At 70.7% G+C, this 24,308-nt stretch carries 23 protein-coding genes; 2 read left to right on the forward strand and 21 right to left on the reverse strand.

Going from position 1 to position 24,308, the window contains the following annotated elements; translation table 11 throughout:
* Positions 1-571 precede the first annotated feature (571 nt).
* The 13 genes from KBX50_RS30515 to glyA form a co-directional block, all read right to left on the reverse strand.
* Positions 572-1,027, reverse strand: coding sequence for a DUF2550 domain-containing protein (locus tag KBX50_RS30515; RefSeq protein WP_093405446.1), 456 nt, complete (start codon positions 1,025-1,027; stop codon positions 572-574).
* Positions 1,028-1,039: 12 nt separating this feature from the next.
* Positions 1,040-1,324, reverse strand: a complete 285-nt coding sequence (locus KBX50_RS30520; RefSeq protein ID WP_093405444.1) for a F0F1 ATP synthase subunit epsilon — start codon at positions 1,322-1,324, stop codon at positions 1,040-1,042.
* A gap of 89 nt (positions 1,325-1,413) precedes the next feature.
* On the reverse strand, positions 1,414-2,559 hold the full coding sequence (locus KBX50_RS30525; RefSeq protein WP_210941323.1) for an LCP family protein: 1,146 nt from the start codon (positions 2,557-2,559) through the stop codon (positions 1,414-1,416).
* 306 nt (positions 2,560-2,865) lie between these two features.
* Entirely contained in the window at positions 2,866-4,302 is a 1,437-nt protein-coding gene (gene atpD, locus KBX50_RS30530) for a F0F1 ATP synthase subunit beta (protein ID WP_210941324.1), read from the reverse strand.
* On the reverse strand, positions 4,302-5,231 hold the full coding sequence (locus KBX50_RS30535; protein WP_210941325.1) for a F0F1 ATP synthase subunit gamma: 930 nt from the start codon (positions 5,229-5,231) through the stop codon (positions 4,302-4,304). Before KBX50_RS30535 ends, atpD begins: the two co-directional genes overlap by 1 nt.
* A gap of 9 nt (positions 5,232-5,240) precedes the next feature.
* Positions 5,241-6,887 carry a F0F1 ATP synthase subunit alpha gene (gene atpA, locus KBX50_RS30540; protein ID WP_210941326.1) on the reverse strand — a complete coding sequence of 549 codons (1,647 nt, stop codon included), beginning with the start codon at positions 6,885-6,887 and terminating at the stop codon, positions 5,241-5,243.
* Between the two features lie 92 nt (positions 6,888-6,979).
* The gene (locus KBX50_RS30545) at positions 6,980-7,801 is read right to left on the reverse strand and encodes a F0F1 ATP synthase subunit delta (RefSeq protein WP_210941327.1); all 822 of its coding nucleotides are present in this window, start codon (positions 7,799-7,801) and stop codon (positions 6,980-6,982) included.
* Positions 7,801-8,331 (reverse strand): F0F1 ATP synthase subunit B, encoded by a 531-nt coding sequence (locus KBX50_RS30550; RefSeq protein WP_210941328.1) that lies wholly within the window; start codon positions 8,329-8,331, stop codon positions 7,801-7,803. Before KBX50_RS30550 ends, KBX50_RS30545 begins: the two co-directional genes overlap by 1 nt.
* A 29-nt stretch (positions 8,332-8,360) precedes the next feature.
* Positions 8,361-8,582: an ATP synthase F0 subunit C gene (gene atpE, locus KBX50_RS30555; RefSeq protein WP_013735640.1), complete on the reverse strand. Its 222-nt coding sequence runs from the start codon at positions 8,580-8,582 to the stop codon at positions 8,361-8,363.
* Between the two features lie 95 nt (positions 8,583-8,677).
* Positions 8,678-9,499 (reverse strand): F0F1 ATP synthase subunit A, encoded by an 822-nt coding sequence (gene atpB, locus KBX50_RS30560; protein WP_210941329.1) that lies wholly within the window; start codon positions 9,497-9,499, stop codon positions 8,678-8,680.
* Positions 9,500-9,721, reverse strand: coding sequence for a hypothetical protein (locus KBX50_RS30565; RefSeq protein ID WP_093405421.1), 222 nt, complete (start codon positions 9,719-9,721; stop codon positions 9,500-9,502). It lies immediately after the preceding gene.
* 165 nt (positions 9,722-9,886) lie between these two features.
* A complete protein-coding gene (locus KBX50_RS30570) occupies positions 9,887-10,357 on the reverse strand; it encodes a hypothetical protein (protein WP_210941330.1) in 471 nt (156 codons plus the stop codon).
* Positions 10,354-11,640, reverse strand: coding sequence for a serine hydroxymethyltransferase (gene glyA, locus KBX50_RS30575; RefSeq protein WP_210941331.1), 1,287 nt, complete (start codon positions 11,638-11,640; stop codon positions 10,354-10,356). Before glyA ends, KBX50_RS30570 begins: the two co-directional genes overlap by 4 nt.
* A 34-nt stretch (positions 11,641-11,674) precedes the next feature.
* On the opposite strand from glyA, the gene KBX50_RS30580 reads away from it, so the two are divergent.
* Positions 11,675-13,168, forward strand: a complete 1,494-nt coding sequence (locus KBX50_RS30580; protein ID WP_210941332.1) for an SDR family oxidoreductase — start codon at positions 11,675-11,677, stop codon at positions 13,166-13,168.
* Between the two features lie 5 nt (positions 13,169-13,173).
* On the opposite strand, the gene KBX50_RS30585 is transcribed toward KBX50_RS30580, so the two are convergent.
* From KBX50_RS30585 to prmC, 4 genes are all read right to left on the reverse strand, one after another.
* Positions 13,174-15,288, reverse strand: coding sequence for a transglycosylase domain-containing protein (locus KBX50_RS30585; RefSeq protein ID WP_210941333.1), 2,115 nt, complete (start codon positions 15,286-15,288; stop codon positions 13,174-13,176).
* Positions 15,289-15,383: 95 nt separating this feature from the next.
* The gene (locus tag KBX50_RS30590; RefSeq protein ID WP_210941334.1) at positions 15,384-15,995 is read right to left on the reverse strand and encodes a phosphotyrosine protein phosphatase; all 612 of its coding nucleotides are present in this window, start codon (positions 15,993-15,995) and stop codon (positions 15,384-15,386) included.
* Positions 15,996-16,640, reverse strand: coding sequence for an L-threonylcarbamoyladenylate synthase (locus KBX50_RS30595; protein ID WP_210941343.1), 645 nt, complete (start codon positions 16,638-16,640; stop codon positions 15,996-15,998).
* A complete protein-coding gene (gene prmC, locus KBX50_RS30600; protein WP_210941335.1) occupies positions 16,640-17,605 on the reverse strand; it encodes a peptide chain release factor N(5)-glutamine methyltransferase in 966 nt (321 codons plus the stop codon). Before prmC ends, KBX50_RS30595 begins: the two co-directional genes overlap by 1 nt.
* A gap of 70 nt (positions 17,606-17,675) precedes the next feature.
* Here prmC and KBX50_RS30605 point away from each other — a divergent pair, with 70 nt between their 5' ends.
* The gene (locus KBX50_RS30605) at positions 17,676-19,226 is read left to right on the forward strand and encodes a diguanylate cyclase (RefSeq protein WP_210941336.1); all 1,551 of its coding nucleotides are present in this window, start codon (positions 17,676-17,678) and stop codon (positions 19,224-19,226) included.
* 3 nt (positions 19,227-19,229) lie between these two features.
* On the opposite strand, the gene prfA is transcribed toward KBX50_RS30605, so the two are convergent.
* The 4 genes from prfA to thrB form a co-directional block, all read right to left on the reverse strand.
* Positions 19,230-20,318: a peptide chain release factor 1 gene (prfA, locus tag KBX50_RS30610; protein ID WP_210941337.1), complete on the reverse strand. Its 1,089-nt coding sequence runs from the start codon at positions 20,316-20,318 to the stop codon at positions 19,230-19,232.
* 134 nt (positions 20,319-20,452) lie between these two features.
* Entirely contained in the window at positions 20,453-20,677 is a 225-nt protein-coding gene (gene rpmE / locus KBX50_RS30615; RefSeq protein WP_093405395.1) for a 50S ribosomal protein L31, read from the reverse strand.
* Positions 20,678-20,973: 296 nt separating this feature from the next.
* Positions 20,974-23,040, reverse strand: a complete 2,067-nt coding sequence (gene rho / locus KBX50_RS30620) for a transcription termination factor Rho (protein WP_210941338.1) — start codon at positions 23,038-23,040, stop codon at positions 20,974-20,976.
* Between the two features lie 297 nt (positions 23,041-23,337).
* Entirely contained in the window at positions 23,338-24,282 is a 945-nt protein-coding gene (thrB, locus tag KBX50_RS30625) for a homoserine kinase (protein ID WP_210941339.1), read from the reverse strand.
* Positions 24,283-24,308 lie beyond the last annotated feature (26 nt).

Raw genomic sequence — 24,308 nt, forward strand, 5'->3', positions numbered from 1 at the left:
CGTGAGCGGCCACCGGACCGGCGAACAGACCACCGGTGAAGGCCAGACCCGCAATACCCAGCACGCTCTTCCGCAGCATCGTGTTCATGACCAAAGCTCCATTCGGGGGTCGACGCACGCACACCCGCCGGGGGACAGCAGACACGCGCACGCAAGCACCAACAGAAAGGCGCTCAAAGAGGGGGAAAGATCTCCAGGACGCGGGGCCCGAAGGGCCGCTTCGCATCGCCGGGACCATGTCCAACGACCACCGACCCGCCATCATTCCCGGCGGCCCGCACCCGCCGTGGCGGGCGCTGTCTTCCACGGCCGTTCACCCGTTTACAACGCCCCCCACCCCCAAGCCATTCCGCCCTCAACCCCAGACCGGACCCCGACACCCGCCCCGAAACCACCCACACGCTGACACACCCACACGCCCCGCCCACGCCCCCGGCTCCCGCCCCCCAAGCCCAAACCCGAAGGTCGATCATGAGGTTAGCGGCAGTGTTGGAGATCAAATATGCCGCTAACCTCATGATCAACGGGAAGCATGGAGGGTGGGACCAGGGGGTGGGTGGGGAAGGGTGGGTCAGGCGGCTGGCCAGTCCTGGGAGGCCATACGTGGCGAGACCGCCCCCGGAGGGGCGGCCTCGAGCCAGGAGAGAAATCCGGTGACGGTGGATCGTGCCATGGCGATCTCGACCGGAGCGTGTCGACTGGTACAGCGGAGGATGATCCAGTCGGCGGGCATGGACATTCGTTCCTGCCCTTCGGGCAGTCGCCGTCGTTCGACCGCCAACCCTTCACGGGACAGCACCCGCTTGGGGCGTACGGCGAAACTGAACATCCGGTACCACCGAAGCTCATCGCCGACGAAGCGACCGAAACCGGGCGACCAACCGCGGCCGTCGAGCATGGTGGAGGTCCGGACACTGAGCCGGATGATGCCTCCGCTACGGGTGACCAGAGCCCGCCGGATGAAGAGAAACAAGAACGCGCCGAGGAGCACAGCGACGCCGATTCCGACCCCTTCGACGATCTCCATCGGCGGGTCGGCTCAGTTGCCGGAAGCTGCGGAGGCCGGAGTGGCGGTCTCGGCCAGTACGGTCACGCCCTGCTCGCTGACCGAGAGGAAGCCGCCGGCCACGTCGTAGCTGAGCTGCTCACCCCCGGGGAGCTTGATGCGTACCTGGCCGGGCTCGGCGAGCTGGCCGAGCAGGGGCGCGTGCCCCGGCAGCACACCCAGCTCACCTTCGGTCGTCCGGGCCATGACCATCTCGGCCTTGCCCGACCAGACCTTCTCCTCGACGGCCACGAGCTGGACGTTAAGCTGCTCTGCCACGCTGTCTCCTTGCTGAGGCGGCGGATTGGGGAAATTCTAGTCGCGCCCGGGACCAGTTCTTCAGGCGGGTGCCAAGACCCGCGCCACGATCAGCTCCTGTTCACCAGCTTCGGATGTTCGAGCAGGAACGGGTCCAACAGTTCCCGCTCCAAAGCCACGAAGAAGTCGTCCACCTCGGGTGCGAACTGTTCACCGAGGTACTTGCCGTTCTCCTTGATTCCGCCACCCGGCAGCTTGATCATCTGGATGTTGCCGGGACGGATGTCCTTGAGGGCGACGGCGAAGTCGACCACGCTGTGCCCCCGGCCGCTGAAGATCAGCGACTCGCCGGCCGCACGGAGCACCTTGTCCAGCTTGACCGGGTTGGTCACCACGTCGGCGCTGAGGGCCTGACCGGCCATCGCCTTGACGAACTGCTGCTGGTGCCGCTGCCGGCCGTAGTCGCCGTCGGGGACACCGTTCTCCGGGTACCGCTGGCGGACGTAGTCCAGCGCCTGCCAGCCGCTCAGGTGCTGCTTGCCCTTCGGGTAGACGGCCTGCGGCCCGACGTACCCCTCGCCGTTGGGGTTGCCCTGGCGGTGCTTGCCGTTCGGCTCCCGGTGCTCCGAACGGACCTCCCGCTCGATCTTCATCGTGACGCCGCCCATGGCGTCGACGATCTTCTGGAAGCCGGAGAAGTTGATGATCGCGCCCGCGTCGAACCGCTTGATGCCGGTGACCCGCTGCACGGTGATGGCGAGCAGTTCGAAGCCCTTCGCCGCGTCCGGCTTCCCGCCGGGCACCCGGCTGCCGTACGACATCGCCGCGTTCAGCTTGGTGGTGTCGCCGGGGAAGTCGGCCTTCTCGAACGGCGGGATCTCCACGTAGAGGTCACGCGGCAGGGAGAAGAGGTACGCACGGTCCATCTCCTTGGGCACGTGCAGCACCATGATCGCGTCGGACAGCGGCGGAGTGTCCTTGTCGCGGGGGTCGATGCCGACCAGCAGGATGTTGAGCGGGCCCTTGATGTCGCTCTTGGGAGTGGCGCCGGCCGCCTGGTCGCCGAAGAGGTCCGCCTTGCCGACTGCGCCCTCGTAGCGGGCAATCAGCGCCTCCGCGCCCACCAGACTGGTCCCGCTGAGCACCATCAGGACAACGCCGAAGATGGTGCAGAGCTGCGCCCAACGGGGCACGCCCCGCCACACCGACGAGCGCCCACCACGCTTGCCGCGTCTGCCGGCCTTACCCACAAGCATCTCCGTTCGTCGCGCCCCCCGGGGGAAGTACGGGCGCGCGGGGCCGAATGGTTTAACCAATCAACGCTCATCGGCGCATGAGCGTGGCTGTGCGGTGTCCCACGACATGCACCGGGCTGTGTCTCGACACGGCGCGGGTTGCCTTCCTGGACATCGCACTGACGGTATCTCGCACTCGGCGTGATCGCCGAGCACGGGAAACCGGGCAGCGGCGATGGTACGTCGCGAAGATGAACAGAAGGCCGCCCCGGGGTTACCGGGACGGCCTTCTTTTTTCGTGTCTTTCGAGGTGTGCGGCGCGAAGGGTCAGCCCTTCATCAGCTCGGCGGCCTTCTTCTCCAGGTCGTCAAGCCCACCGCACATGAAGAATGCCTGCTCGGGGAAGTGGTCGTACTCGCCCTCGCTGATCTTGCGGAAGGCCTCGATGGTCTCCTTGATCGGGACCGTCGAGCCCGGCACACCGGTGAACTGCTCCGCCGCGTAGGTGTTCTGCGACAGGAAGCGCTCGATCCGCCGGGCCCGCTGGACCGTGATCTTGTCTTCCTCGGAGAGTTCCTCGATACCGAGGATGGCGATGATGTCCTGCAGGTCCTTGTAGCGCTGGAGGATCCGCTTCACCTCGCTGGCCACCTGGAAGTGCTCCTGGCCGACGAACTCGGGGGCCAGGATCCGCGACGAGGAGGCCAGCGGGTCCACCGCCGGGTAGATGCCCTTGTCGGAGATGGACCGCTCCAGGTTGGTGGTCGCGTCCAGGTGGGCGAACGTGGTGGCCGGGGCCGGGTCGGTGTAGTCGTCCGCCGGCACGTAGATCGCCTGCATCGAGGTGATGGCCTGGCCCCGGACGGAGGTGATCCGCTCCTGGAGCTCACCCATCTCGTCGGCCAGGGTCGGCTGGTAACCCACCGCGCTGGGCATCCGGCCCAGCAGGGTGGAGACCTCGGAACCGGCCTGGGTGAAGCGGAAGATGTTGTCGATGAAGAGCAGCACCTCCTGCTTCTTCACGTCACGGAAGTACTCCGCCATGGTCAGCGCGGAGAGCGCGACCCGCAGCCGGGTGCCCGGCGGCTCGTCCATCTGGCCGTAGACCAGAGCGGTCTTGTCGATGACGCCGGAGTCGGTCATCTCGTGGATCAGGTCGTTGCCCTCACGGGTGCGCTCACCCACGCCGGCGAAGACCGAGGTACCACCGAAGTTGCGGGCCACTCGGGTGATCATCTCCTGGATGAGCACCGTCTTGCCCACCCCGGCACCGCCGAACAGGCCGATCTTGCCGCCCTTGACGTACGGGGCGAGCAGGTCGATGACCTTGATGCCGGTCTCCAGCATCTCGGTCTTCGGCTCCAGGTCCGCGAAGGCCGGGGCCTTGCGGTGGATGCCCCAGTGGTCATCGGCCTGGATGGTCTCGCCCTCGGTGAGGTTGAGGCACTCGCCGATGGCGTTGAAGACGTGGCCCTTGACCGCGTCGCCGACCGGCACCCGGATCGGGAAGCCGGTGTCCCGCACGTCGGCACCGCGCACCAGGCCGTCGGTCGGCTGCATCGAGATGGCGCGGACCAGGTTGTCGCCCAGGTGCTGGGCGACCTCCAGGGTCAGCGTCTTCTCGCCGCCGGACAGGGTCACGTCCACGTGCAGCGCGTTGAACAGGTCCGGCATGGCGTCACGCGGGAACTCGGCGTCGACGACCGGGCCGATGACCCGGACCACGCGACCCGTGGCCGTCTTGGTCTCTACTGGGGCAGTCATCACACTTCACTTCCCGACGCGGCCAGCGCGTTCGCGCCGCCGACGATCTCACTGATCTCCTGGGTGATCCCGGCCTGGCGGGCCGAGTTCATCTCACGCGTGTACTTGTCGATCATCTCTTCGGCGTTGTCGGTGGCGCTCTTCATCGCCCGCCGCCGGGCCGCCGACTCACTGGCCGCCGACTCCAGCAACGCCGCGTAGATCCGCGTGTTGATGTACTTCGGCAGCAGCGCGTCGAGCAGCGCCTCCGCGTCCGGCTCGAACTCGTACGCCGGCAGGACGCCCTCCGACCGGGGCCGTTCCTCGATCTGCAACGGCCCGATGATGCGGGTGGTGGGGTTCTGGGTCATCAGGGACTTGAACTCGGTGTAGACGATGTGCAACTCGTCCACGCCGCGTACCCCGTCCGGGCCCGGATCACCGTCGCTGTCGTCCGCACCGGCGGTGAACGCCTTGATCAGGGTCTCACCGACCTCGCGGGCGTCGGCGAAGGACGGCTGCTCCGAGAAGCCCGTCCAGCTGGCCTCGATCGGCCGGTTGCGGAACCGGTAGAACGACACGCCCTTGCGTCCGATGACGTAGAGCACCGGCTCCTTGCCGTCGGCCTTGAGCCGGGCGATCAACGACTCCGCCGTCCGGATGGCGTTGGAGCTGTAACCGCCGGCCAGGCCCCGGTCGGCGGTCACCAGCAGCACGCCCGCCCGCCGCACCCGCTCGCGCGGGGTGAGCAGCGGGTGGTCGACCGAGGCGTTGGACGCCAGCGCGGTGAGCACGCCGGTGACGGCCTGGGCGTACGGCAGGGACGCCTCCACCCGGGCCTGGGCCTTGGCGATCCGGCTCGTCGCCACGAGCTCCATCGCCTTGGTGATCTTCTTCATCCCCTTCGCCGAGCGGATCCGTTGACGAAGAACACGTACCTGCGCCGCCATGGCCCGGCCCTACTGCTTCTCGGCCGGAGCCTCGCCGCTGTAGCGGGTGACCGTCTCGTGCTCGGCCTCGCCCTCCAGCGGCGCCGCCGGCGCCTCGTTGATCGTGCGCTCGTCCTCGCGGCCGAGGAAGCCCTGCTTGAACTCCGCGACGGCCGAATCGAGGGTGGCGATGATCTCGTCGTCCCACTTGTTGTCGGCGATCGCCTGGAGCGTGGCGTTGTGCTTGCGCCGCAGGTGCTCCAGGAACTGGGTCTCGAAGCGCCGCACGTCGCCGACCGGGACGTCGTCCAGCTTGCCCTCGGTGCCAGCCCAGACCGAGACGACCTCGTCCTGCACCGGGTACGGCGAGTAGTTCGGCTGCTTGAGCAGCTCCACCAGGCGGGCACCACGGTCCAGCTGGGCGCGGGAGGCCTTGTCCAGGTCGGAGGCGAAGGCGGCGAACGCCTCCAGCTCACGGAACTGGGCCAGGTTGAGCCGCAGCGAGCCGGCCACCTTGCGCATCGGCTTCACCTGGGCGGCGCCGCCGACCCGGGAGACCGAGGTACCGACGTTGATCGCCGGCCGGACGCCCTGGTTGAACAGGTCGGTCTCCAGGAAGATCTGACCGTCGGTGATCGAGATGACGTTGGTCGGGATGAAGGCCGAGATGTCGTTGGCCTTGGTCTCGATGATCGGCAGGCCGGTCATCGAGCCGCCACCCATCTCGTCGGAGAGCTTCGCGCAGCGCTCCAGCAGCCGGGAGTGCAGGTAGAAGACGTCACCCGGGTAGGCCTCGCGGCCCGGCGGGCGGCGCAGCAGCAGCGACACGGCCCGGTACGCCTCGGCCTGCTTGCTCAGGTCGTCGAAGACGATCAGGACGTGCTTGCCGCCGTACATCCAGTGCTGTCCGATGGACGAGCCGGTGTACGGGGCGAGGTACTTGAAGCCGGCCGGGTCCGAGGCCGGGGAGGCGACGATGGTGGTGTACTCCATCGCGCCCGCCTCCTCCAGCTGCCCCTTGATCGAGGCGATGGTGGAGGCCTTCTGGCCGATGGCGACGTAGATGCAGCGGACCTGCTTCTTCGGGTCGCCGGAGGCCCAGTTCTCCCGCTGGTTGAGGATGGCGTCCAGGGCGACAGTGGTCTTGCCGGTCTTCCGGTCACCGATGATCAGCTGCCGCTGGCCCCGACCGATCGGGGTCATCGCGTCGATCGCCTTGATGCCGGTCTGCAGCGGCTCGAAGACGGACTGCCGGGCCATCACGTTGGGGGCCTGCAGCTCCAGCTCACGGTAGCCCTCGTCGGCGATCTCGCCGAGGCCGTCGATCGGCTGGCCGAGCGAGTTCACCACGCGGCCAAGGAAGCCGTCGCCCACCGGCACCGAGAGCACCCGGCCGGTGCGCTTGACGCGCTGCCCCTCTTCGAGCCCGGAGTAGTCGCCGAGAACGACGACACCGATCTCCCGGACGTCGAGGTTGAGCGCCACGCCGAGCGTGCCGTCCTCGAACTCCAGCAGCTCGTTGGTCATGGTCGAGGGCAGGCCCTCGACGTGGGCGATGCCGTCGCCGGTGTCGGCGACGGTGCCGACCTCCTCACGGGAGACGTCGGGCGAGTAGGAGGAGACGTAGCGCTCCAGGGCGCCGCGAATCTCCTCCGTCGAGATGGTCAGCTCGGCCATCCTCTGCTTCCTTAAGTATCAGGGGCCCGGGATACCTAGTACCGACCGGTCCTCGGGTCGACTGTCTTTCCGGGCGCTTCGCGGGGTGCTGGTCAGCGCTTCGCGAGCGCGTTGCGGGTCTCGTTGAGGCGGCGCAGGATCGTCCCGTCGTAGAGGTCCGAACCCACCCGTACGCTCACTCCACCGAGGATCGTCGGGTCAACCGTAAGCTTGACAGCAACCTGTCGATCGTATATGGCGGAAAGCCGATCGCCCAGGCGTCGCTCCTCCTCCTCGGTGAGCGGAGCGGCGACCGTCACGTACGCGACCTGCCGGTCCCGCCGCTCCGCCGCCAACTCCACCAGCCGGGACAACGCGGCGGTGAACGACCGGCCACCGAAGCCGGCCAGCGCCGCCTCCGCCAACCGCACCGTCACCGGCCGGGCCTTGCCCGTCAGGAGCATCCCGACCAGTTCGGCCCGCTGCGCCACCGGCGCCATCGGGTCGGACAGGGCGTTGGAAAGCTGCGGATCCGCGGCGACCACCTGGCCGAAGCGGAACAGCTCGTCCTCCACCTCGCCCAGCTCGTCGGCGCGGTCCGCGCTGGCGAGCAACGCCTGCACACCGAGGCTCTCCGCGCCGTCGAGCAGTTCCGACGGCGCGGACCAGCGGCCGGCGACCAGGGTCCCGAGCAGGTCGAGCGTGTCCGCGCCGACCTTGCCGGAGAGCACCGAGTTCACCAGGCCGGTGCGGTCCGCACCGGCGCGGGCCGGGTCGGAGAGCGCCCGGCGCAGCCGGACCTCCCGCCGCAGCAGGTCCGCGACGGCGAGCAGCTCCGCACCGGTGCCGGCCACGGTCGACGGCTCGGCGCCGGCGACGTACTCCTCCAGCCGCGCGAGCGCGGCGGCGTAGGACTCCCGGCTGGCGGCCTGCATCAGCGGGCCCCCGCGCTCTCGAGGTCGGTGAGGAAGCGCTCGACGGTGCCCTTGCGTCGGGCCTCGTCGGCGAGCGACTCGCCCACGATCCGGCTGGCCAGGTCGACCGCGAGGCCGCCAACCTCCGCGCGCAGCTCGCGCACGATGGTCTGGCGTTCCACGGCCAGCGACTCCCGGCCGGCGGCGATGATCCGGTCGGACTCCTCCCGGGCCTTGGCCAGGATCTCCGTCCGGATCGACTCGGCGTCGGCGCGGGCGTCGTCCCGGATCCGGGCCGCCTCGGTACGCACCTCGGCGAGCTGGGCCCGGTACTGCTCAAGCAGTTGGTTGGCCTCGGCCTGAGCAGCCTCGGCACGCTTGAGGCCGCCCTCGATCGCGTCGACCCGCGCCTGGTACATCGCCTCCATGCGCGGCATCACGAACTTCATCAGCACGAAGCAGAGCAGAGCGAAGGCGATCGTCCCGACGACGAGCTCCTGCCAGATCGGCACGAGCGGGTGGTGCTCCACACCTTCAGCGGCGACATACATGTCAGACCTCCGGGTCGCGTCGGGCTACGTCAGACTGCGAACGCGAGCACCAGGCCGAACAGGGCGAGCGCCTCGACCAGCGCGAAGCCCAGGACCAGCCAGGTGCGGTTGTAGCCGGCGGACTCCGGCTGGCGGGCGCTGGCCTGGATGTAGGCCGCGAAGACCAGGGCGACACCGATGCCGGGGCCGATGGCGGCGAGACCGTAACCGATGGTGTTGACGCTGCCCTCGATGGCGGCAATAACGTCCATTGCGGGTATTCCTCCTAGTAGACGCGTGAGTTCTCACGCGTACGCGGTCGTACCGGAAGCTTGGTCGGGCCGGGCGGCCCGCCGAGGTCTGTGGATCAGTGCCCGTCGGCGAGCGACGTGCCGATGTAGTTGGCGGTCAGGGTGACGAAGACGTAGGCCTGCAACAGCGCGACGAGCACCTCGAAGAAGGCCATCAGGATCGCCATCAGGAACGAGAAGACCGACGTCACCTGGACGAAGATGTTGTCCGAGGCGAGCATCACGAAGCCGCCGACGGTGAACACCAGCAGGATCAGGTGCCCGGCGAACATGTTGGCGAAGAGTCGTACCGCCAGCGTGACGGGTCGGTTGATGAAGTTCTGCAGGAACTCGATCGGGATCAGCAGGACGTGCATCGGCCACGGCACGCCCGGGATGATCAGGCTCTGCTTGAGGTAGCGGCCCAGACCCTGCTTGCGGACACCGATGTAGAGGTACATCACGTAGGTGATCGCGGCTAGCACGATCGGGAAGGCGATGTGCGAGTTCGGGGAGATCTGCAACCCGGGGGTGACGCCGAAGAGGTTGGTCACCGCGATGAAGCAGAACAGCACGGTGAAGTACGGCGCGAACCGGATGCCGTCCTTGCCCATCTGCTCGCGGGCGATGTTGTCCCGGACCAGGCCGTAGATCGACTCCGCGTACCACTGGCCCTTGCTCGGCACGAGCTTCGGGTTCCGGTAGGTGACCATGAAGAAAATGATCAGGAGCCCGACGGCCAGCCAGATCATCAGCGTGAACTTCGTGACCCACGGGCCGGCGAGATCCGGCGGGTAGAAGTCTCCGACGCTGGGGGGCCAGGGAAGGCCCTCTGCGGCGACAAGCTGTCCGCTCACCGTGTCATCCTCCGCACTCGACAGACCCGCGCGTGCCGGCACTCAGGCACTGAGCCTCTTCATGATCAGGTAGATCGCTCCGGCTGCGCCGAGCATCATGCCCACCGCGATTCCGACGCCGGTCGGCAGGCCCAGGAACTCCCCCGCCAACCAGCCGAGGAATCCCCACACCACGATGCCGGCGAGCAGGTAGCCGAGGACGGCTCCGGCGACACCTTCCGACGAGTGTTCGTCGGGGCTTCTGCGGTGTGGGTTGTCGGCCATGACGAGGCGAACACTATCAGCCGGGTGTTTCGCGAGTGTGCGGCACCCCCCACACTGCGAGCAGCGTGCGGGCGGCGGGTGCGGCGCGTCAAGCCGGAGTCAGCCTACTCCTGTCCGGCCGGCCGGACAGGCCGACGAAACGCCGGGGAAACGCCAGCCGTACGGTCAGTGATCCGACGGACGGTCCACGCTGGGCAGCGGGGAGCGCAACGCCCAGGTCAGGTGGGCGCCGGTCCACACCACCACGGCGGCGATGATGGCCACGCCCATGTCGGCCAGTCCGGGCCAGCCGGTGGCCGCCACGGCAGCCATCGCCACCCCCAGGATGACGATCTTCGTGGCGTAGGTGACCAGCCCCACCGACATGATCAGTCGCGGGTGGACCGCGTCCGCCCAGGCCACCGAGAGCCCTGAGATCAGGTAGCTGACGATCACCAGGGCGATGCCGGCGGCCACCCCCGCCGCACCGGTCGGGCCGCGCAGCACGGCGGCGGCCGGCACCGCGACCACGGCCAGCACCGCGCAGGCGAGCAGTGGCAGGCGCAGGTACGGCAGTCGGGCCCGGATGGCGCCGGGTTCGCCGGCCCGGGGCGCGGTCGCCGGGGGTACGCCGGGTCCGTCCGTGGGCGCGCTCATCGGGGGTACGCCGGGAACTCGGCGGCCAGTTCGGCCACGTCGGCGGCGATCCGGGTCAGTTCGTCGGCGCCACCCGGGGCGGACGGGTCGGTCCGCACCGCTCGGGCGATCAACCCGGCGACCTCACGCATCTGCGCCTCCCCCATGCCCTGGGTGGTGACGCTGGCCGTGCCCACCCGGATCCCCGAGGCGACCATCGGCTTCTGCGGGTCGTACGGGATCGCGTTCTTGTTCAACGTGATGGTCGCGGCGTCGCACCGCGCCTCCGCCTCGGCCCCGGTGACCCGCGTCTCCCGCAGGTCGATCAGGGCCAGGTGGGTGTCGGTGCCGCCGGAGACCGGCCGCATCCCCTCGGCCGCCAACCCGTCGGCCAGCGCCCGCGCATTGGCCACCACCTGCGCGGCGTAGCTGCGGTACGCCGGTTGCGCGGCCTCGTGGAGCGCGACCGCCTTGGCGGCCACGGCATGCATCAGCGGACCGCCCTGAGTGAACGGGAAGACCGCCTTGTCGATCCGCTCGGCCAGCGACTCCCGGCAGAGGATCATGCCGCCGCGCGGGCCGCGCAGCACCTTGTGGGTGGTCGCGCAGATCACGTCGGCGTACGGCACCGGCGACGGGATCGCCTGCCCGGCGACCAGCCCGATGAAGTGCGCGGCGTCCACCATCAGGTACGCGCCGACCTCGTCGGCGATCTCCCGGAACCGGGCGAAGTCGATCAGCCGTGGGTAGGCGGTCGCCCCACATATGATCATCTTGGGTTGGTGGGTACGGGCGAGATCCCTGACCTCGTCGTAGTCGATCAGCTCGGTGTCCCGTTGGACGGTGTAGCCGACGGGCTTGAACCACCGGCCGGAGAAGTTCACCCGGCTGCCGTGGGTCAGGTGCCCGCCGTGCGGCAGCTCCATCGCCAGCACGGTGTCACCCGGCTGCACCAGGGCGGCGTACGCGGCCAGGTTGGCGCTCGCGCCGGAGTACGGCTGGAGGTTGGCGTGCTCGGCGCCGAAGAGGTCCTTCGCCCGGGCGATGCCGAGTTCCTCGGCCCGGTCCACCTGAGCGCAGCCGCCGTAGTAGCGCCGGCCCGGATAGCCCTCGGCGTACTTGTTGGTGAGCGTGGAGCCCAGCGCGGCCAGCACCGCGGGCGAGGTGAGGTTCTCGCTGGCGATCAGTTGCAGCCCGCCACGCAGCCGGTCCAGCTCGCCCAGCACCACCTCCGCGATCTCCGGGTCGGCCGTGCTGAGCTGCTCGAAGTCCGGCCCCCAGAAGGTGCCCTCGGCGGTCTCCACAGCGCCAGAGTCTATGAGACCGCAGACTGGAGGCGTGAGATGCCTGGTGACCGGAGCGACCGGATACATCGGCGGGCGCCTGGCACCGCGCCTGCTGGACGAGGGATACGCGGTGCGCTGCCTGGCGCGGCGGGCCAATCGGCTGCGTGACGTGCCGTGGGCCTCGCAGGTCGAGGTGGTCGAGGGTGACCTGAGCCGGCCGGAAAGCCTCGCCGGGGTCTTCGACGGCGTCGACGTGGCGTACTACCTGGTGCACTCGCTCGGTCAGGCCGGCTTCGAGGCCGCCGACCGGCAGGCGGCGACGACCTTCGCCGAGGCGGCCCGCGCCGCGGGCGTACGCCGGATCGTCTACCTGGGCGGACCGGAGCCGGCCCCCGACGACGCCGCCTCGGCGCACCTGCGTTCCCGCGCCGAGGTGGCGCGGATCCTGCTGGACAGCGGCGTGCCCACGGTGGTGCTGCGGGCGGCGGTGATCCTCGGCTCCGGCTCGGCGTCGTTCGAGATGCTGCGCTACCTGACCGAGCGGCTGCCGGTGATGGTCACCCCGCGCTGGGTCAGCAACCGGATCCAGCCGATCGCGGTCCGCGACGTGCTGTACTACCTGGTCGGCAGCGCCGGACTGCCGCCGGAGGTCGACCGGGCCTTCGACATCGCCGGTCCGGACGTGCTGACCTTCGGCGACATGATGCAGCGCTACGCCCGGGTCGCCGGGCTCTCCCGCCGGCTCCTGCTGCCGGTACGGCCGCTGACGCCGACGCTGTCGTCGTACTGGGTGGGACTGGTCACCCCGGTGCCGAACGCGCTCGCCCGGCCGCTGGTGGAGAGCCTGGTACACGAGGCGGTCGCGCACGAGCACGACATCGCGACGTACCTGCCGGACCCGGCGGGCGGACTCACCGGTTTCGACCGGGCCGTCGAGCTGGCGCTCGCCAAGGTACGCGACGCCCAGGTGGAGACCCGCTGGTCGAACGCCGCCGGTGCGGACGCACCCGCCGAGCCGTTGCCCAGCGACCCGCGCTGGAGCGGCGGCACCGCCTACACCGACCTGCGGGAGCAGACGGTGGCGGCACCGCCGGAGGCGCTGTGGCAGGTGATCGAGGGGGTCGGCGGAGAGAACGGCTGGTACTCGTTCCCGCTCGCCTGGTCGGTGCGCGGCTGGTTGGACCGGCTGGTCGGCGGGGTGGGGCTGCGGCGGGGCCGGCGTAACCCGCACCGGTTGCAGGTCGGCGAGGCACTGGACTTCTGGCGGGTGGAGGAGATCGTCCCCGGCGAGCTGCTGCGGCTGCGCGCCGAGATGCGGCTGCCCGGCCGGGCCTGGCTGGAGATGCGGGTGCAACGGGACGACACTGGTCAGGTCAACTACCGGCAGCGGGCGGTGTTCCTGCCCCGAGGGCTGGTCGGGCACGCGTACTGGATCGCGGTGACCCCGTTCCACGCGGTGGTCTTCGGCGGGATGGCCCGCAACATCGCCGAGGGGGCCGAGCGGTTGGCGGCAACCACCCCGGCCCACGGACCGGCCGCCGGCTGAGGCGGTCAGTTGCCGGTGCGTTGCCCGGTGACCCGCCAGGCGGTCATGTCGCTCGGCGGCACGAAGTCGCGGACCGGCTCGTCGCGCAGGGCGTAGGAGAGGATCTCACCGACCGCCTCCACCATGGCGGTCTGCACCGCACGGCCGACGGCGTCGCCGGGCTCGTCGGGGTTGGCGGCCATCGCCGCCACCGCCAACTGCGGGGTGAGCGCCACGATCGTCTCCGTGGCGTACCGCTCGGAGCTGCCCGTCTTACCCACCACCGGCCGGCCGAGCTGACCGCGCAGCCGGGTCGCCGTGCCACCGGCGCAGCCGTGGTACATGGACTGGTCGCCGACCGGGCAGCGGGCCGCGTCCGCCGCCGCCCGGGCCACGTCGACGTCGAGTACCTGCCGGCAGTCGGGCTGCCCGGCGATCACCCGGCGACCGTCCGCGTCGGTGATCGAGCTGACCGGCGTGGGTGCGCACCAGACGCCCTCCGCGCCCAGCGTCGCGTACGCACCGGCCAGGTCGAGCGGGGTGGTGGCGGAGACACCCAGGGTGAACGGCCCCCACTCACGTGCCCCGTGCCGGGCCAGTTGGGCGTCGTCGTCGGCCCGGAACACGATGCCGAGCCGTTCGGCCATCTCCACCACCCGGTCCGCACCGACCCGCTCGGTGAGCCAGGCGAAGTACGTGTTGACCGAGTCGCCGAAGGCGGTCCACATGTCGTGCCGGCCGCTCACCGAGGCGCTGGCGTTCTCCGGGCACCAGTACCCGCCGCAGTTCGCCTCGCTGCCGCTGACCCGGAAGTCGGTCACGATCCGCCGGGGCGCGTCGAAGACCGTGTTCAGGGGTAGTCCGGCCTCCAGGGCGGCCAACATGGTGAAGAGCTTGAACGTGGAACCGGCCTGGTAACCGACGATGGTGCCGCCGCCGGCGACGAGTTGGTTGACGGTGTTGGGGTGGTTCTGCTGTCCGCCCGGGTTCGCGGTCACGCTGTAGACCCGGTTGACCGACATGGCGAGCACCCGCCCGGTGCCGGGTTGGACCACTGCGGTCGGCATGGCGTGTGGGTGCTCGGCCGGGTAGACCCGCCACACCTGTTCGGTGGTGGCCCGCTGGACCCCGGGGTCGAGCGAGGAGACGATGCTGAACCCACCCCGGCGCAGGGTGCGCTGCCGCTCGTCGACGCTGGCGCCGAACGCCTTCTGGCTGTTCCACCAGCGGGTGAACCAGTCGCAGAAGAAGCCCCAGTCGTTGTGCCCCTCGGGCACCGCCGTGCAGTCGTTCGGAGTCTCGCTGGGCCGCAGGTTCAACGGCTGGGCGGCGATCCGGGCCGCCTCCTCCGGCGCGGTCACCCCCGACTCGACCATCCGGTCCAGCACGTAGCCGCGCCGGGCGGTCGCGCTGTCGGCGTCCCCGTTGATCGGGTCGTCGCTGTCCGGAGAGCGGACCAGCCCGGCCAGCAACGCCGCCTGGGCCAGCGTGAGCTTCGCCGGCGAGGTGGAGAAGTACCGTTTGCTGGCGGCGGCGATCCCGTACGCGCCGGCACCGAAGTACGCGATGTTGAGGTAGCGGGTCAGGATCTGCTCCTTGGTCAGCTCCCGCTCCAACGCCAGGGCGTACCGGATCTCCTGGACCTTGCGGGCGGTGCTCACCTCGGTGGCCGCTGCCCGTTGCGCCTCGCTGAGCCGAGGGTCGGTGCTCAGCACGTTGCGGACGTACTGCATGGTCAGCGTGGAGGCGCCCTGCCGGGTGGCGCCGTCGCGCCGGTTGGCGGTGAAGGCCCGCACGATGCCCCGCAGGTCCACGCCGCTGTGCTCGTGGAAGCGGGCGTCCTCGGCGGCGATGATGGCCTGCCGCATCACCGGCGCCACCTCGTCCAGCGGCACATCGACCCGGTCCTCCTGGTAGAAGGAGGTGATCAGCGTGGTGCCGTCGTTGGCGTAGAGGTTGGAACGTTGGGCCGTCGGCGGCGTCCGCAACGTGTTGGGCAGCTCCGCGTACGGCGCGGAGAGCGCCGAGAACCCGATGCCGAACACCAGCGCGGCCGGCAACGCCGCCACCGCCAGCGCCAGGCCGGCCAGCGTGCCGGCCAGCAGTACGGTGAACATCTTCGGCAGGAACGCCCGGGTCATCAGCTCTCCCCGCAGGAGCCGTCAGGACTCCCTCAGGATGGCGCTAATCGCCCTTTCTGCCGCGCCTTTCCTCAAACCCGGATGAAATTCGCCGATCAGGGGAGCAGCAGCGCGGCGAGCGGCTGCACGGTCTCCTCGATCTCGTCGGCCACCCGGGTGAAGCACTGGTCACCGCGCCCCCACGGGTCGTCGAGGTCGTCGGTGGGCAACGCGGTGGTGCCCTGACGGGCGTCGTGTGCCGCCTCGACCAGCGCCACGCCACGGGCGTGGACCGCGTCGGCGGTGGCCTCGGCCGCCGGCAACGCCGCTGGATCGAGGGCGGCCAGCAGCCGACCGAACTCGCCGAGCACGAACGTGCGGGCGGCGGCGTCGGGCCGCAGCGCCGTCACGTACTCCTGCTGGTCGGCGGTGGCGGTCAGGACCAGGTCGGCGGCGTCGATGTGGTCGGAGCGCAGCTTGCGAGCGGCGAACCCGGTGACGTTGCCGCCCCGGTTGGTGACCTGACGGGCGGCCGGCGGGTTCATCTCCTCACCGGCGTGCCAACCACCGGTGCCCGCGCTGTGGCTGTGCAGCAGCTCCTCGACCCGGTCCGGGTCGACCTCGCGTCGGGCCAGCCGGTCAGCCACCGCGAGGGTGAGCAGCCGCTCGGCCATCGGCGAGCGGCAGATGTTGCCCATGCAGACGTGCAGGACGGTGAAGGGAGGCACCTACGCCACCTGACTCTCACGCAGTTCCGGTACCACCTCACGCAGCCGGGCCAGGTCGATCGCGCCCTCCCGGACGAGCAGCGGCTCGTCGCCGGTCAGATCCACGATCGTGCTGGGCACCGGATCCACCGCCGGCCCGGCCTCCAGGTAGGCCCGGACGGAGTAGGCGAGCTGGTCACGCGCCTGGTCGGCGGTGAGCGCGGCCGGTTGGCCGATCTTGTTGGCCGACGCGACCGCCATCGGCCCCGTCTCACGCAGCACCTCCAGCGCCACCGGGTGCAGCGGCATGCGCACCGCCACCGTGCCGCTGTCGTCGCCGAGATCCCACCGCAGGCTCGCCGAGTGCTTGACCAGGATGGTCAGCGCACCCGGCCAGAACGCCTCGACCAGGTCCCGCGCCGCCGTCGGCAGGGTGTAGGCCAGGCCGTCGAGGGTGTGCCGGGAACCGATCAGCACCGGTGGCGGGGTGTGCGGGACACCCTTGGCGTCCAGCAGCGCCTTGACCGCATAGGGGGTGAACGCGTCGGCGCCGATCCCGTAGACCGTGTCGGTCGGCAGGACGACAAGCTCGCCGTTGCGGACCGCCTCGATGGCCGCAGCGATGCCGCGGTCCCGGTCGGCGAGCGATCGGCAGTCGTAGAGCATCACGAGGAGCCAGTCTGCCACGTCGCGGCCGCACCGGGTGGCGGGCGGTCCGCGAGGCGGGACGCCGTGACGAAACGCGGCCGGTCGGCGAGGTCGCGATGGTCGACGATCGTGGCGTACCGCCCGTCGGCGGCGAGCAGACCCGGCAACACCGCGCCGTGACTGTCGTCGTGTTCGATGCCGAGGACACCGCCGGTACGCAGCAGGAAACCCGCACGGTGGATCACCCGGCGGATGACGTCCAGCCCGTCCGCCCCACCGAACACGGCCTCCGCCGGGTCGTGGTCGGCCACCTCCGGGGGTACCGCAACCGCGAGCGGGACGTACGGCGGGTTGCACAGCAGCACGTCCACCCGGCCCGCCAACTCGTCGAGCAGGGCCGGATCGGTGGCGTCCGCCGCCACCACCTCGATCGGCCGGTCACCGGCGGCGGCCCGGGCCGCCGCGTTGCGCCGCAGCCAGGACAGCGCCTCCGGCGAGCGTTCCACCGCCACCACCCGGGTTTGCGGCACCTCGGACGCCACCGACAGGGCGATCGCTCCCGACCCGCTGCACAGGTCCACCACCAGCGGCTCCGGCAGCCCACCGGCCCGCGCGATCGTTCGGGCCTGGTCGACGCCCCAGCCGGCGAGCAGTTCGGTCTCCGGGCGCGGCACGAAGACGCCCGGCCCGACGGCCAGCTCCAGGTGCCGGAAGCCGGCGGTGCCGGTGAGATACTGCAACGGTTCCCGTCGTGACCGTCGGGCCACCAGCGCTCGGTAGCCGTCAAGTTGCTCGTCGGTGAACCCGTCCGCCAGGGCCAACCGCCCGCGCGGGACCTCAAGCACGTACGCGGCCAGCAGCTCGGCCTCCGCGCGGGCCGAGGTCACGCCGGCGGCGGCGAGGGTACGAGCCGCTTCGGCAAGTACGGGAGCCGGACGGTTACGTCTCGTCCCTTCGGACGGGTGTTGCGGTGCGGTGGTCACGCAATAATCATGAAGCGTCGCCGTGCACGTGCATAAGCGGGTGCAGCGGCACACCGACAGGAGGTCGCGGGTGGGCTGGCTCGACCGGGTCGAAGACCAGGTTGACGCCCTGACGAAGGCGCGGGCGTTGCAGGAGGTGAGCCGTTCCACCGAGGCGTACGGACTCCTGGATGGGGTGCTGCGTGCCACCCGCGACCCGCACGCCCGGGCCGACGCGCTCGTGCAGCGGCTCTCGGCGCTGATCAATCTCGGGCGCACCGCCGAGTACACCCGCGCCATCGAGGAGGCGTCCGCGGCGGTACGCGACCTCGCCGAGCCCTATCTGCACGGGCACCTCAACGCCCTGGCCGCGTTGGCCGCCCACCATCAGGGCGCGCTGGACCGCTGCGTGACGCATCTGGTCAAGGCCGCTCGGGCGCTCGGGGCGGTGGAGGATCCGGACCGGGACACCGCCTGGGGTTGGCACGACCTGGCGATGGCCTACTCGTACCTCAGCTTTCACGGTTACGCCCTGGGCGCGATCGAACGCGCCCGGCAACTCGGCACCGCCGCCGGGATCCCGGAGGAGACGTTCGCCGCACCGGGCATCCGACTGCGCAACGCGGTCGCCCTCGACCACACCGGTGACAGCGACGGCTGTCTGCGCGTACTGCGGGATGTCGGCGGCGACCTGGGCCGGTTCGTGACCGCCGGGCGGGCAGACCGGCTGCGTCCCAGCAGCCTGGCCGCCTACGGTTACGCCGCCGCCCGCCGGTGCGCCCTCGGCGACGACCTCGACCTTGCCCCGGGCCTGGCCCCGGCCCGGCTGCTCGACCACGGCGCGGACAGTGCCCGGGCGCGCGACATGCGCCAGCTCGGCCAGGTCTGCCTCGCCATCGCCAGCGGGCGTCCGATCGAGGCGGTCACCCGGCTGGACACGGTCCAGGTGTCCGCCGAGACGCTCGGCGCGGCCGAGCCGGCCCGACTGCGCAGCATGGCGCTGGGGCGGGCCGGCGACCACGCCGCCGCGCACCGGGCCGACCGGCTGGCGTTCCGACTCGCCGCGCAGCGCCACGACCGGCTCCGCGACGTCTACATCGACGGCATCGCCGCCCGGATCGATCATGAAGAGATGCGCCGGGAGGCGGCGCGGTTCGAGGGGGAGGCGCTTACCGACCCGCTGACCGGGCTGCCCAACCGACGCCGGCTGGAGCGCTACATCGCGGCCGTGGTGGCCCGGGGTGAACGGGTGGTGATCGGCGTCTGCGACCTGGACGGGTTCAAGGCGGTCAACACGCGGCACGGGCACCACTCGGGGGATCTGGTCCTGCAACGCGTCGCCGGAGTCATCAACCGGGTGATGCGTCGGGGCGACTTCGTCGCCCGCTACGGCGGCGACGAGTTCGTGGTGGTGCTGCCGGAAGCGGGGATGACCGAGGCGGCCGAGGTGGCCCGGCGGATCGACGCCGCCGTGCGCACCGAGGACTGGGAGTCACTGGTGCCCGGCACCCCGGTCGGCGTCAGCATCGGCTTCGCCGAGGTGGGCGCCGGGGGCCCCGGCCAGCGGGACGCGCTCGGCGCGGCCTTCGAGGCCGCCGACCGGGAGATGCTGCGGGCCAAGGCTCGGCCGCGCAGCGCCTGAGACTCAGCGGCGGGTCAGCTCCGCGTCGCCCGCCAGGCGCGCGGCCCGGTCCGCCTCGCTGAGCGCGTCGAGCACGCCGTCCAGCTCCCCGGCGAGCACCAGATCGAGGTTGTACGCGGTGAAGCCGATCCGATGGTCGGTGATCCGGTTCTGCGGGAAGTTGTACGTGCGGATCCGCTCCGAACGGTCCACCGTACGCACCTGGGCCTTGCGGGCGTCCGATGCGGCGGCGTCGGCCTGCTCCTGCGCGGCGGCCAGCAGCCGGGCGCGCAGGATCCGCATCGCCTGCTCCCGGTTCTGCAGCTGGGACTTCTCGTTCTGGCAGGAGACCACGATGCCGGTGGGCAGATGGGTGATCCGCACCGCCGAGTCGGTGGTGTTCACCGACTGGCCGCCGGGACCGGACGAGCGGAACACGTCGATGCGCAACTCGTTCGGGTCGATGGTGACATCGACCTCCTCGGCCTCCGGCAGCACCAGTACGCCGGCCGCGCTGGTGTGGATGCGCCCCTGCGACTCGGTGACCGGGACCCGCTGCACCCGGTGCACGCCGCCTTCCCACTTCAACCGGGACCAGACGCCGTTGCCGCCCTCGGGCACACCTTTCGTCTTGATCGCCAGCGAGACGTCCTTCACCCCGCCGAGGTCGGAGTCCTGCGCGTCGATCACCTCGGTGACCCAGCCGCGCCGCTCCGCGTACCGGGTGTACATGCGTAGCAGGTCACCGGCGAACAGCGCGGACTCCTCACCGCCCTCGCCCGCCTTGATCTCGACGATGACGTCCTTGGCGTCGTGCGGGTCGCGCGGGATGAGCAGCTCGGCGAGGCGATCCTCAAGCGCCGGCAGCGTCGCCGCGATCGTCTCGGCCTCGGTCGCGAAGGAGGTGTCCTCGGCGGCCAGTTCCCGCGCCGCGGCGAGATCCGCCCGGGCCTGCTCCAACTCGGCGGCGGCCCGGTGCAGCGGCACCAGCTCGGCGTAGCGACGGCCGACCCGACGGGCGGTGCCCTGGTCGGCGTGGATCGCGGGGTCGGCCAGCCGCTTCTCCAACTCGGCGTACTCGTCGAGGAGGCCGGTGAGGCGTTCACTGCTCATGCTGGGGATGGCTCCTTGCTGACTGTCGGAAACCCCGCGCGGTGCTCCGCCGGTCGCTTCGCGGCGGAAACCGGGACACAGACGGCCGACGCCCGCGCCCGGCGGTGAACCGGACGCGGGCGTCAGACGAGGAGCTACTTGGCCTTCTTGCCCTGAACCTTGGCGTACTTCTGCTGGAACTTCGCGACCCGACCAGCGGTGTCCAGCACCCGCTGCTTGCCCGTGTAGAACGGGTGGCAGGCGCTGCACGTCTCGACGTGGATCGAGCCGCCCTTGGCGGTGCTGCGGGTGGTGAAGGTGTTACCGCAGGAGCAGCTGACCTCGGTGGTCACGTACTCCGGGTGGATGTTGGGCTTCATGTCGCCTCGGTCCTCTCGTCTGTGGTCGCCGGGTCGCCCCTGGCCTGCCGCTGCCTGCCGTGGGGGGCGTGAACCGGAACCGGTGGCCGATTGACCAGTCTGCCATGGGCTTCGGTGGGCCCGGGAATCGGGCCGCACCAGTTGGTCGCCGGTAGCAACATCGGGCCTCGCGTACGCATTCCCACCGCCCCCGTGAAGCATTCCTCGGCCGTCCCACGCCGTGCTCCGGCCGATCCGGGTACGCGAAGGGGCGTAGCCGGCCGGCCACGCCCCTTCGTCGATCTTCGTCGGTGGAGTTACTCCCCCGGCGTCGACTTGGCGATCTGCATCAGGAACTCGATGTTGGTACGGGACTGCTTCAGCCGGTCCAGCAGGAGATCCAGCGCCGCCTGCGAGTCCAGCGAGTGCAGCACCTTGCGGAGCTTGTGCACGATGGCCAGCTCCTCCGGCGCGAGCAGGATCTCCTCCTTACGCGTACCGGACGGGTGGATGTCGATGGCCGGGAAGGTCCGCTTGTCGGCGATCTTCCGGTCCAGCTTCAGCTCCGCGTTACCGGTGCCCTTGAACTCCTCGAAGATGACCGTGTCCGCCATGGAACCGGTCTCCACCAGGGCGGTGGCGAGGATGGTCAACGAGCCGCCGTTCTCGATGTTGCGCGCCGCGCCGAGGAACCGCTTCGGCGGGTACAACGCGGTGGAGTCGATACCACCCGACATGATCCGGCCGCTGGCCGGTGCCGCCAGATTGTACGACCGGCCGAGCCGGGTCACCGAGTCGAGCAGCACGACCACGTCGTGACCCAGCTCGACCAGGCGCTTGGCCCGCTCGATCGCCAGCTCGGCGACGGTGGTGTGGTCCTGCGGCGGGCGGTCGAACGTGGCCGCGATGACCTCGCCCTTGACCGACCGCTGCATGTCGGTGACCTCTTCGGGCCGCTCGTCCACCAGCACCACCATCAGGTGGCACTCCGGGTTGTTGTGCGTGATGGCGTTGGCGATCGCCTGGAGCACCATGGTCTTACCGGCCTTCGGCGGCGAGACGATCAGCGCCCGCTGCCCCTTGCCGATCGGCATGACCAGATCGATGACCCGGGTGGTGAGGATGTGCGGCTCGGTCTCCAGCCGCAGCCGCTCCTGCGGGTACAGCGGAGTGAGCTTGTAGAACTCCGGCCGGCGCTTGGCCTCGTCCGGCTCCATCCCGTTGATGGTGTCCAGCCGGACCAGCGGGTTGTACTTGTCGCGTCGCTGCTCGCCGTCGCGCGCCGCCCGGACCGCGCCGGTGATCGCGTCACCGCGTCGCAGGCCGTACTTCTTGATCTGGGACATCGACACGTAGACGTCGTTGGGGCCGGCCAGGTAGCCGGTGGTCCGGACGAACGCGTAGTTGTCGAGCACGTCCACGATGCCGGCCACCGGCACGAGCACGTCGTCCTCGCCGACCTGCGGCTCACGGCCACCGTCGCCGCCGGAATCGTTGCGGTCACCGCGGCCCCGCCGACGATCCCGGAAGCGACTGCGCCGGCTGCGCCGACCGCCGCTCTCGCCGTCGTCGTCACCGTCGTTGTCCCGCTCGGCGCGCTGTCCACGGTCACCACGGTCACCACGGTCGCCGCGCTCGGCACGGTCACCCCGATCGCCGCGCTCAGCGGCACGGTCGCCCCGATCGGCACGCTCTGCGCGGTCGCCGCGGTCGCCGCGGTCGGCACGCTCACCGCGATCGGCACGATCGGCACGGTCGCCGCGATCGGCGCGCTCAGCCCGGTCGGGGCGGTCGCCGCGCTCAGCCCGCTCGCCCCGATCGGCGCGTTCAGCACGGTCGGCGCGTTCAGCGCGGTCGGCGCGTTCAGCACGGTCGGCGCGTTCAGCACGGTCGGCGCGTTCAGCACGGTCGGCGCCACGGTCACGGCCGGACCGGCCCTCGGACCGCTCGCCCTCGGCGGCGGTCTCCTCGGCACGCGGTTCCGCCACGGCGGTCCGGCTACGCCGGGTACGGCCGCGCCCTTCGCTCTCGACGCTTGCGGCCGGCTGTTCGGCACCACGGCGCTCGGCCTCCGGCCGCTCAGCCGTGTCTCGTACCTCCGCGTGCACCTCCTCGCGGACCGGTGCGGCGGCCGCCGCGACCTCGGCCCGTGGTCGAGGGGCTCCGGCAGCGCCGCCCTGCCGCTCGGTGATCGCGCTGATCAGCTCGCCCTTACGCATGCGAGCCGTCCCCGAGATGCCGAGCGACGCGGCCAGGCTCTGCAGCTCCGGCAGCAGCATCGCCGACAGACCGGTGCCGCTGCGCCGACGGCGGGCGGGGGCAGCGGTGGTGGCATCGCCAGCGACGTTGGAAACATCCGACGTCACGTCGGTGGTGTCGCTCAATGGATTCCTTCCCTCGATAGGCCGGGACTGCCCGGAATCGACAACAGGTGGCCGGGCGGCCTCGGTACACCCGCCTCGCATGACGCTTCGCGGGAGTCTGTAACACAGCAGCCGGTCGGTCTCCCGACCCACCAGATGGAGCGGTGAGCGGGGTTTCGCCGTCTGCGGCGACCAGTGAAGACTGCGGTGCGGCGTGGGCCTAGGCAGGGGTGACGGGCTTACCGCCGAAAGCTTCGGGGGTGCGCCGACCCGCAGGGAGATCGCATGCTTCGCGGCTGTGCTAAGTCTAGAGCGTAATCAACTCTTGCGACCTGCGGCAACAGGGTCCCGCTCCGCGTGTCCGAGTCTACCCCGCTCGACCTGCGCCCCGCATACGTCTACCGGCAACCGCAGCAGCCGCCAATCTGTTCCCGCGTCGAATCCTACCGGCAGCGCGGACAGCGCGAGCACGCTGGGGCCGGCCCCACTGACCACGGCCGCCACACCGGCCGCACGCAACCCGTTGACCAGCGCACTTGTGCCCGGCATCGAGGGCGCCCGCCAATCCTGGTGCAACCGGTCGGCGGTCGCCGGCAGCAGTAGTGCCGGCTGCGCGGTCAATGCGTGCACCAGCAGTCCCGCGCGGCCGGCGTTGAACGCGGCGTCGCCGTGCGGCACCGTGGCCGGCAGCGCCGCGCGGGCCGTGGCGGTCAGCCCGCGCTCGGTCGGCACCAGCACCGTGGGGCGTACGCCGTCGGCCACCGGCAGCGACACCGCCCGCGCGCCGGCCGGCTCCGTCCAGGCCAGGGTGAAGCCACCGAGCAGGCAGGGCGCGACATTGTCCGGATGCCCCTCGATCTCGGCGGCCAGTCGCAGCACCGCGTCGTCGTCGAGGCGACTCGCGCCCTCCGTCACCAGCGCCCGGGCCAGCAGCACCCCGGCGACGATCGCCGCAGATGAGGAGCCGAGCCCACGCGCCTGCGGGATGCGGTTGACGCACTCCACCGCCAGCCCGGCCGGTTGCCCGCCAAGGACGTCGAAGGCCACCCGCATGGCGCGTACCACCAGGTGCCCGTCGTCGACCGGCAGGTCGCCGGCGCCCTCGCCGGTCACCGTCACCGTCACGCCGCCGGCCGTCACCTCGGCGGCGACGTCGTCGTAGAGCGCGAGGGCCAGCCCGAGCGCGTCGAAACCCGGACCCAGGTTCGCACTGGTGGCGGGGACCCGGACCCGGACTGGTTCGGCGACGAATGTGGTCGACACGCCGCCCATGCTAGTGAAGTGCCCAG

This window comes from Micromonospora sp. C51 (assembly GCF_018070435.1).
In the GTDB taxonomy this organism is placed as follows: domain Bacteria; phylum Actinomycetota; class Actinomycetes; order Mycobacteriales; family Micromonosporaceae; genus Micromonospora; species Micromonospora sediminimaris.

Coding starts and splice junctions, on each gene's coding strand:
- KBX50_RS30515 (WP_093405446.1), bottom strand. CDS start 1,027: ATGGAGATCGTCGAAGGGGTCGGAATCGGCGTCGCTGTGCTCCTCGGC.
- KBX50_RS30525 (WP_210941323.1), bottom strand. CDS start 2,559: ATGCTTGTGGGTAAGGCCGGCAGACGCGGCAAGCGTGGTGGGCGCTCG.
- atpD (WP_210941324.1), bottom strand. CDS start 4,302: ATGACTGCCCCAGTAGAGACCAAGACGGCCACGGGTCGCGTGGTCCGG.
- KBX50_RS30535 (WP_210941325.1), bottom strand. CDS start 5,231: ATGGCGGCGCAGGTACGTGTTCTTCGTCAACGGATCCGCTCGGCGAAG.
- atpA (WP_210941326.1), bottom strand. CDS start 6,887: ATGGCCGAGCTGACCATCTCGACGGAGGAGATTCGCGGCGCCCTGGAG.
- KBX50_RS30545 (WP_210941327.1), bottom strand. CDS start 7,801: ATGCAGGCCGCCAGCCGGGAGTCCTACGCCGCCGCGCTCGCGCGGCTG.
- KBX50_RS30550 (WP_210941328.1), bottom strand. CDS start 8,331: ATGTATGTCGCCGCTGAAGGTGTGGAGCACCACCCGCTCGTGCCGATC.
- atpE (WP_013735640.1), bottom strand. CDS start 8,582: ATGGACGTTATTGCCGCCATCGAGGGCAGCGTCAACACCATCGGTTAC.
- KBX50_RS30565 (WP_093405421.1), bottom strand. CDS start 9,721: ATGGCCGACAACCCACACCGCAGAAGCCCCGACGAACACTCGTCGGAA.
- KBX50_RS30570 (WP_210941330.1), bottom strand. CDS start 10,357: ATGAGCGCGCCCACGGACGGACCCGGCGTACCCCCGGCGACCGCGCCC.
- KBX50_RS30585 (WP_210941333.1), bottom strand. CDS start 15,288: ATGACCCGGGCGTTCCTGCCGAAGATGTTCACCGTACTGCTGGCCGGC.
- KBX50_RS30595 (WP_210941343.1), bottom strand. CDS start 16,640: ATGCTCTACGACTGCCGATCGCTCGCCGACCGGGACCGCGGCATCGCT.
- prfA (WP_210941337.1), bottom strand. CDS start 20,318: ATGAGCAGTGAACGCCTCACCGGCCTCCTCGACGAGTACGCCGAGTTG.
- rpmE (WP_093405395.1), bottom strand. CDS start 20,677: ATGAAGCCCAACATCCACCCGGAGTACGTGACCACCGAGGTCAGCTGC.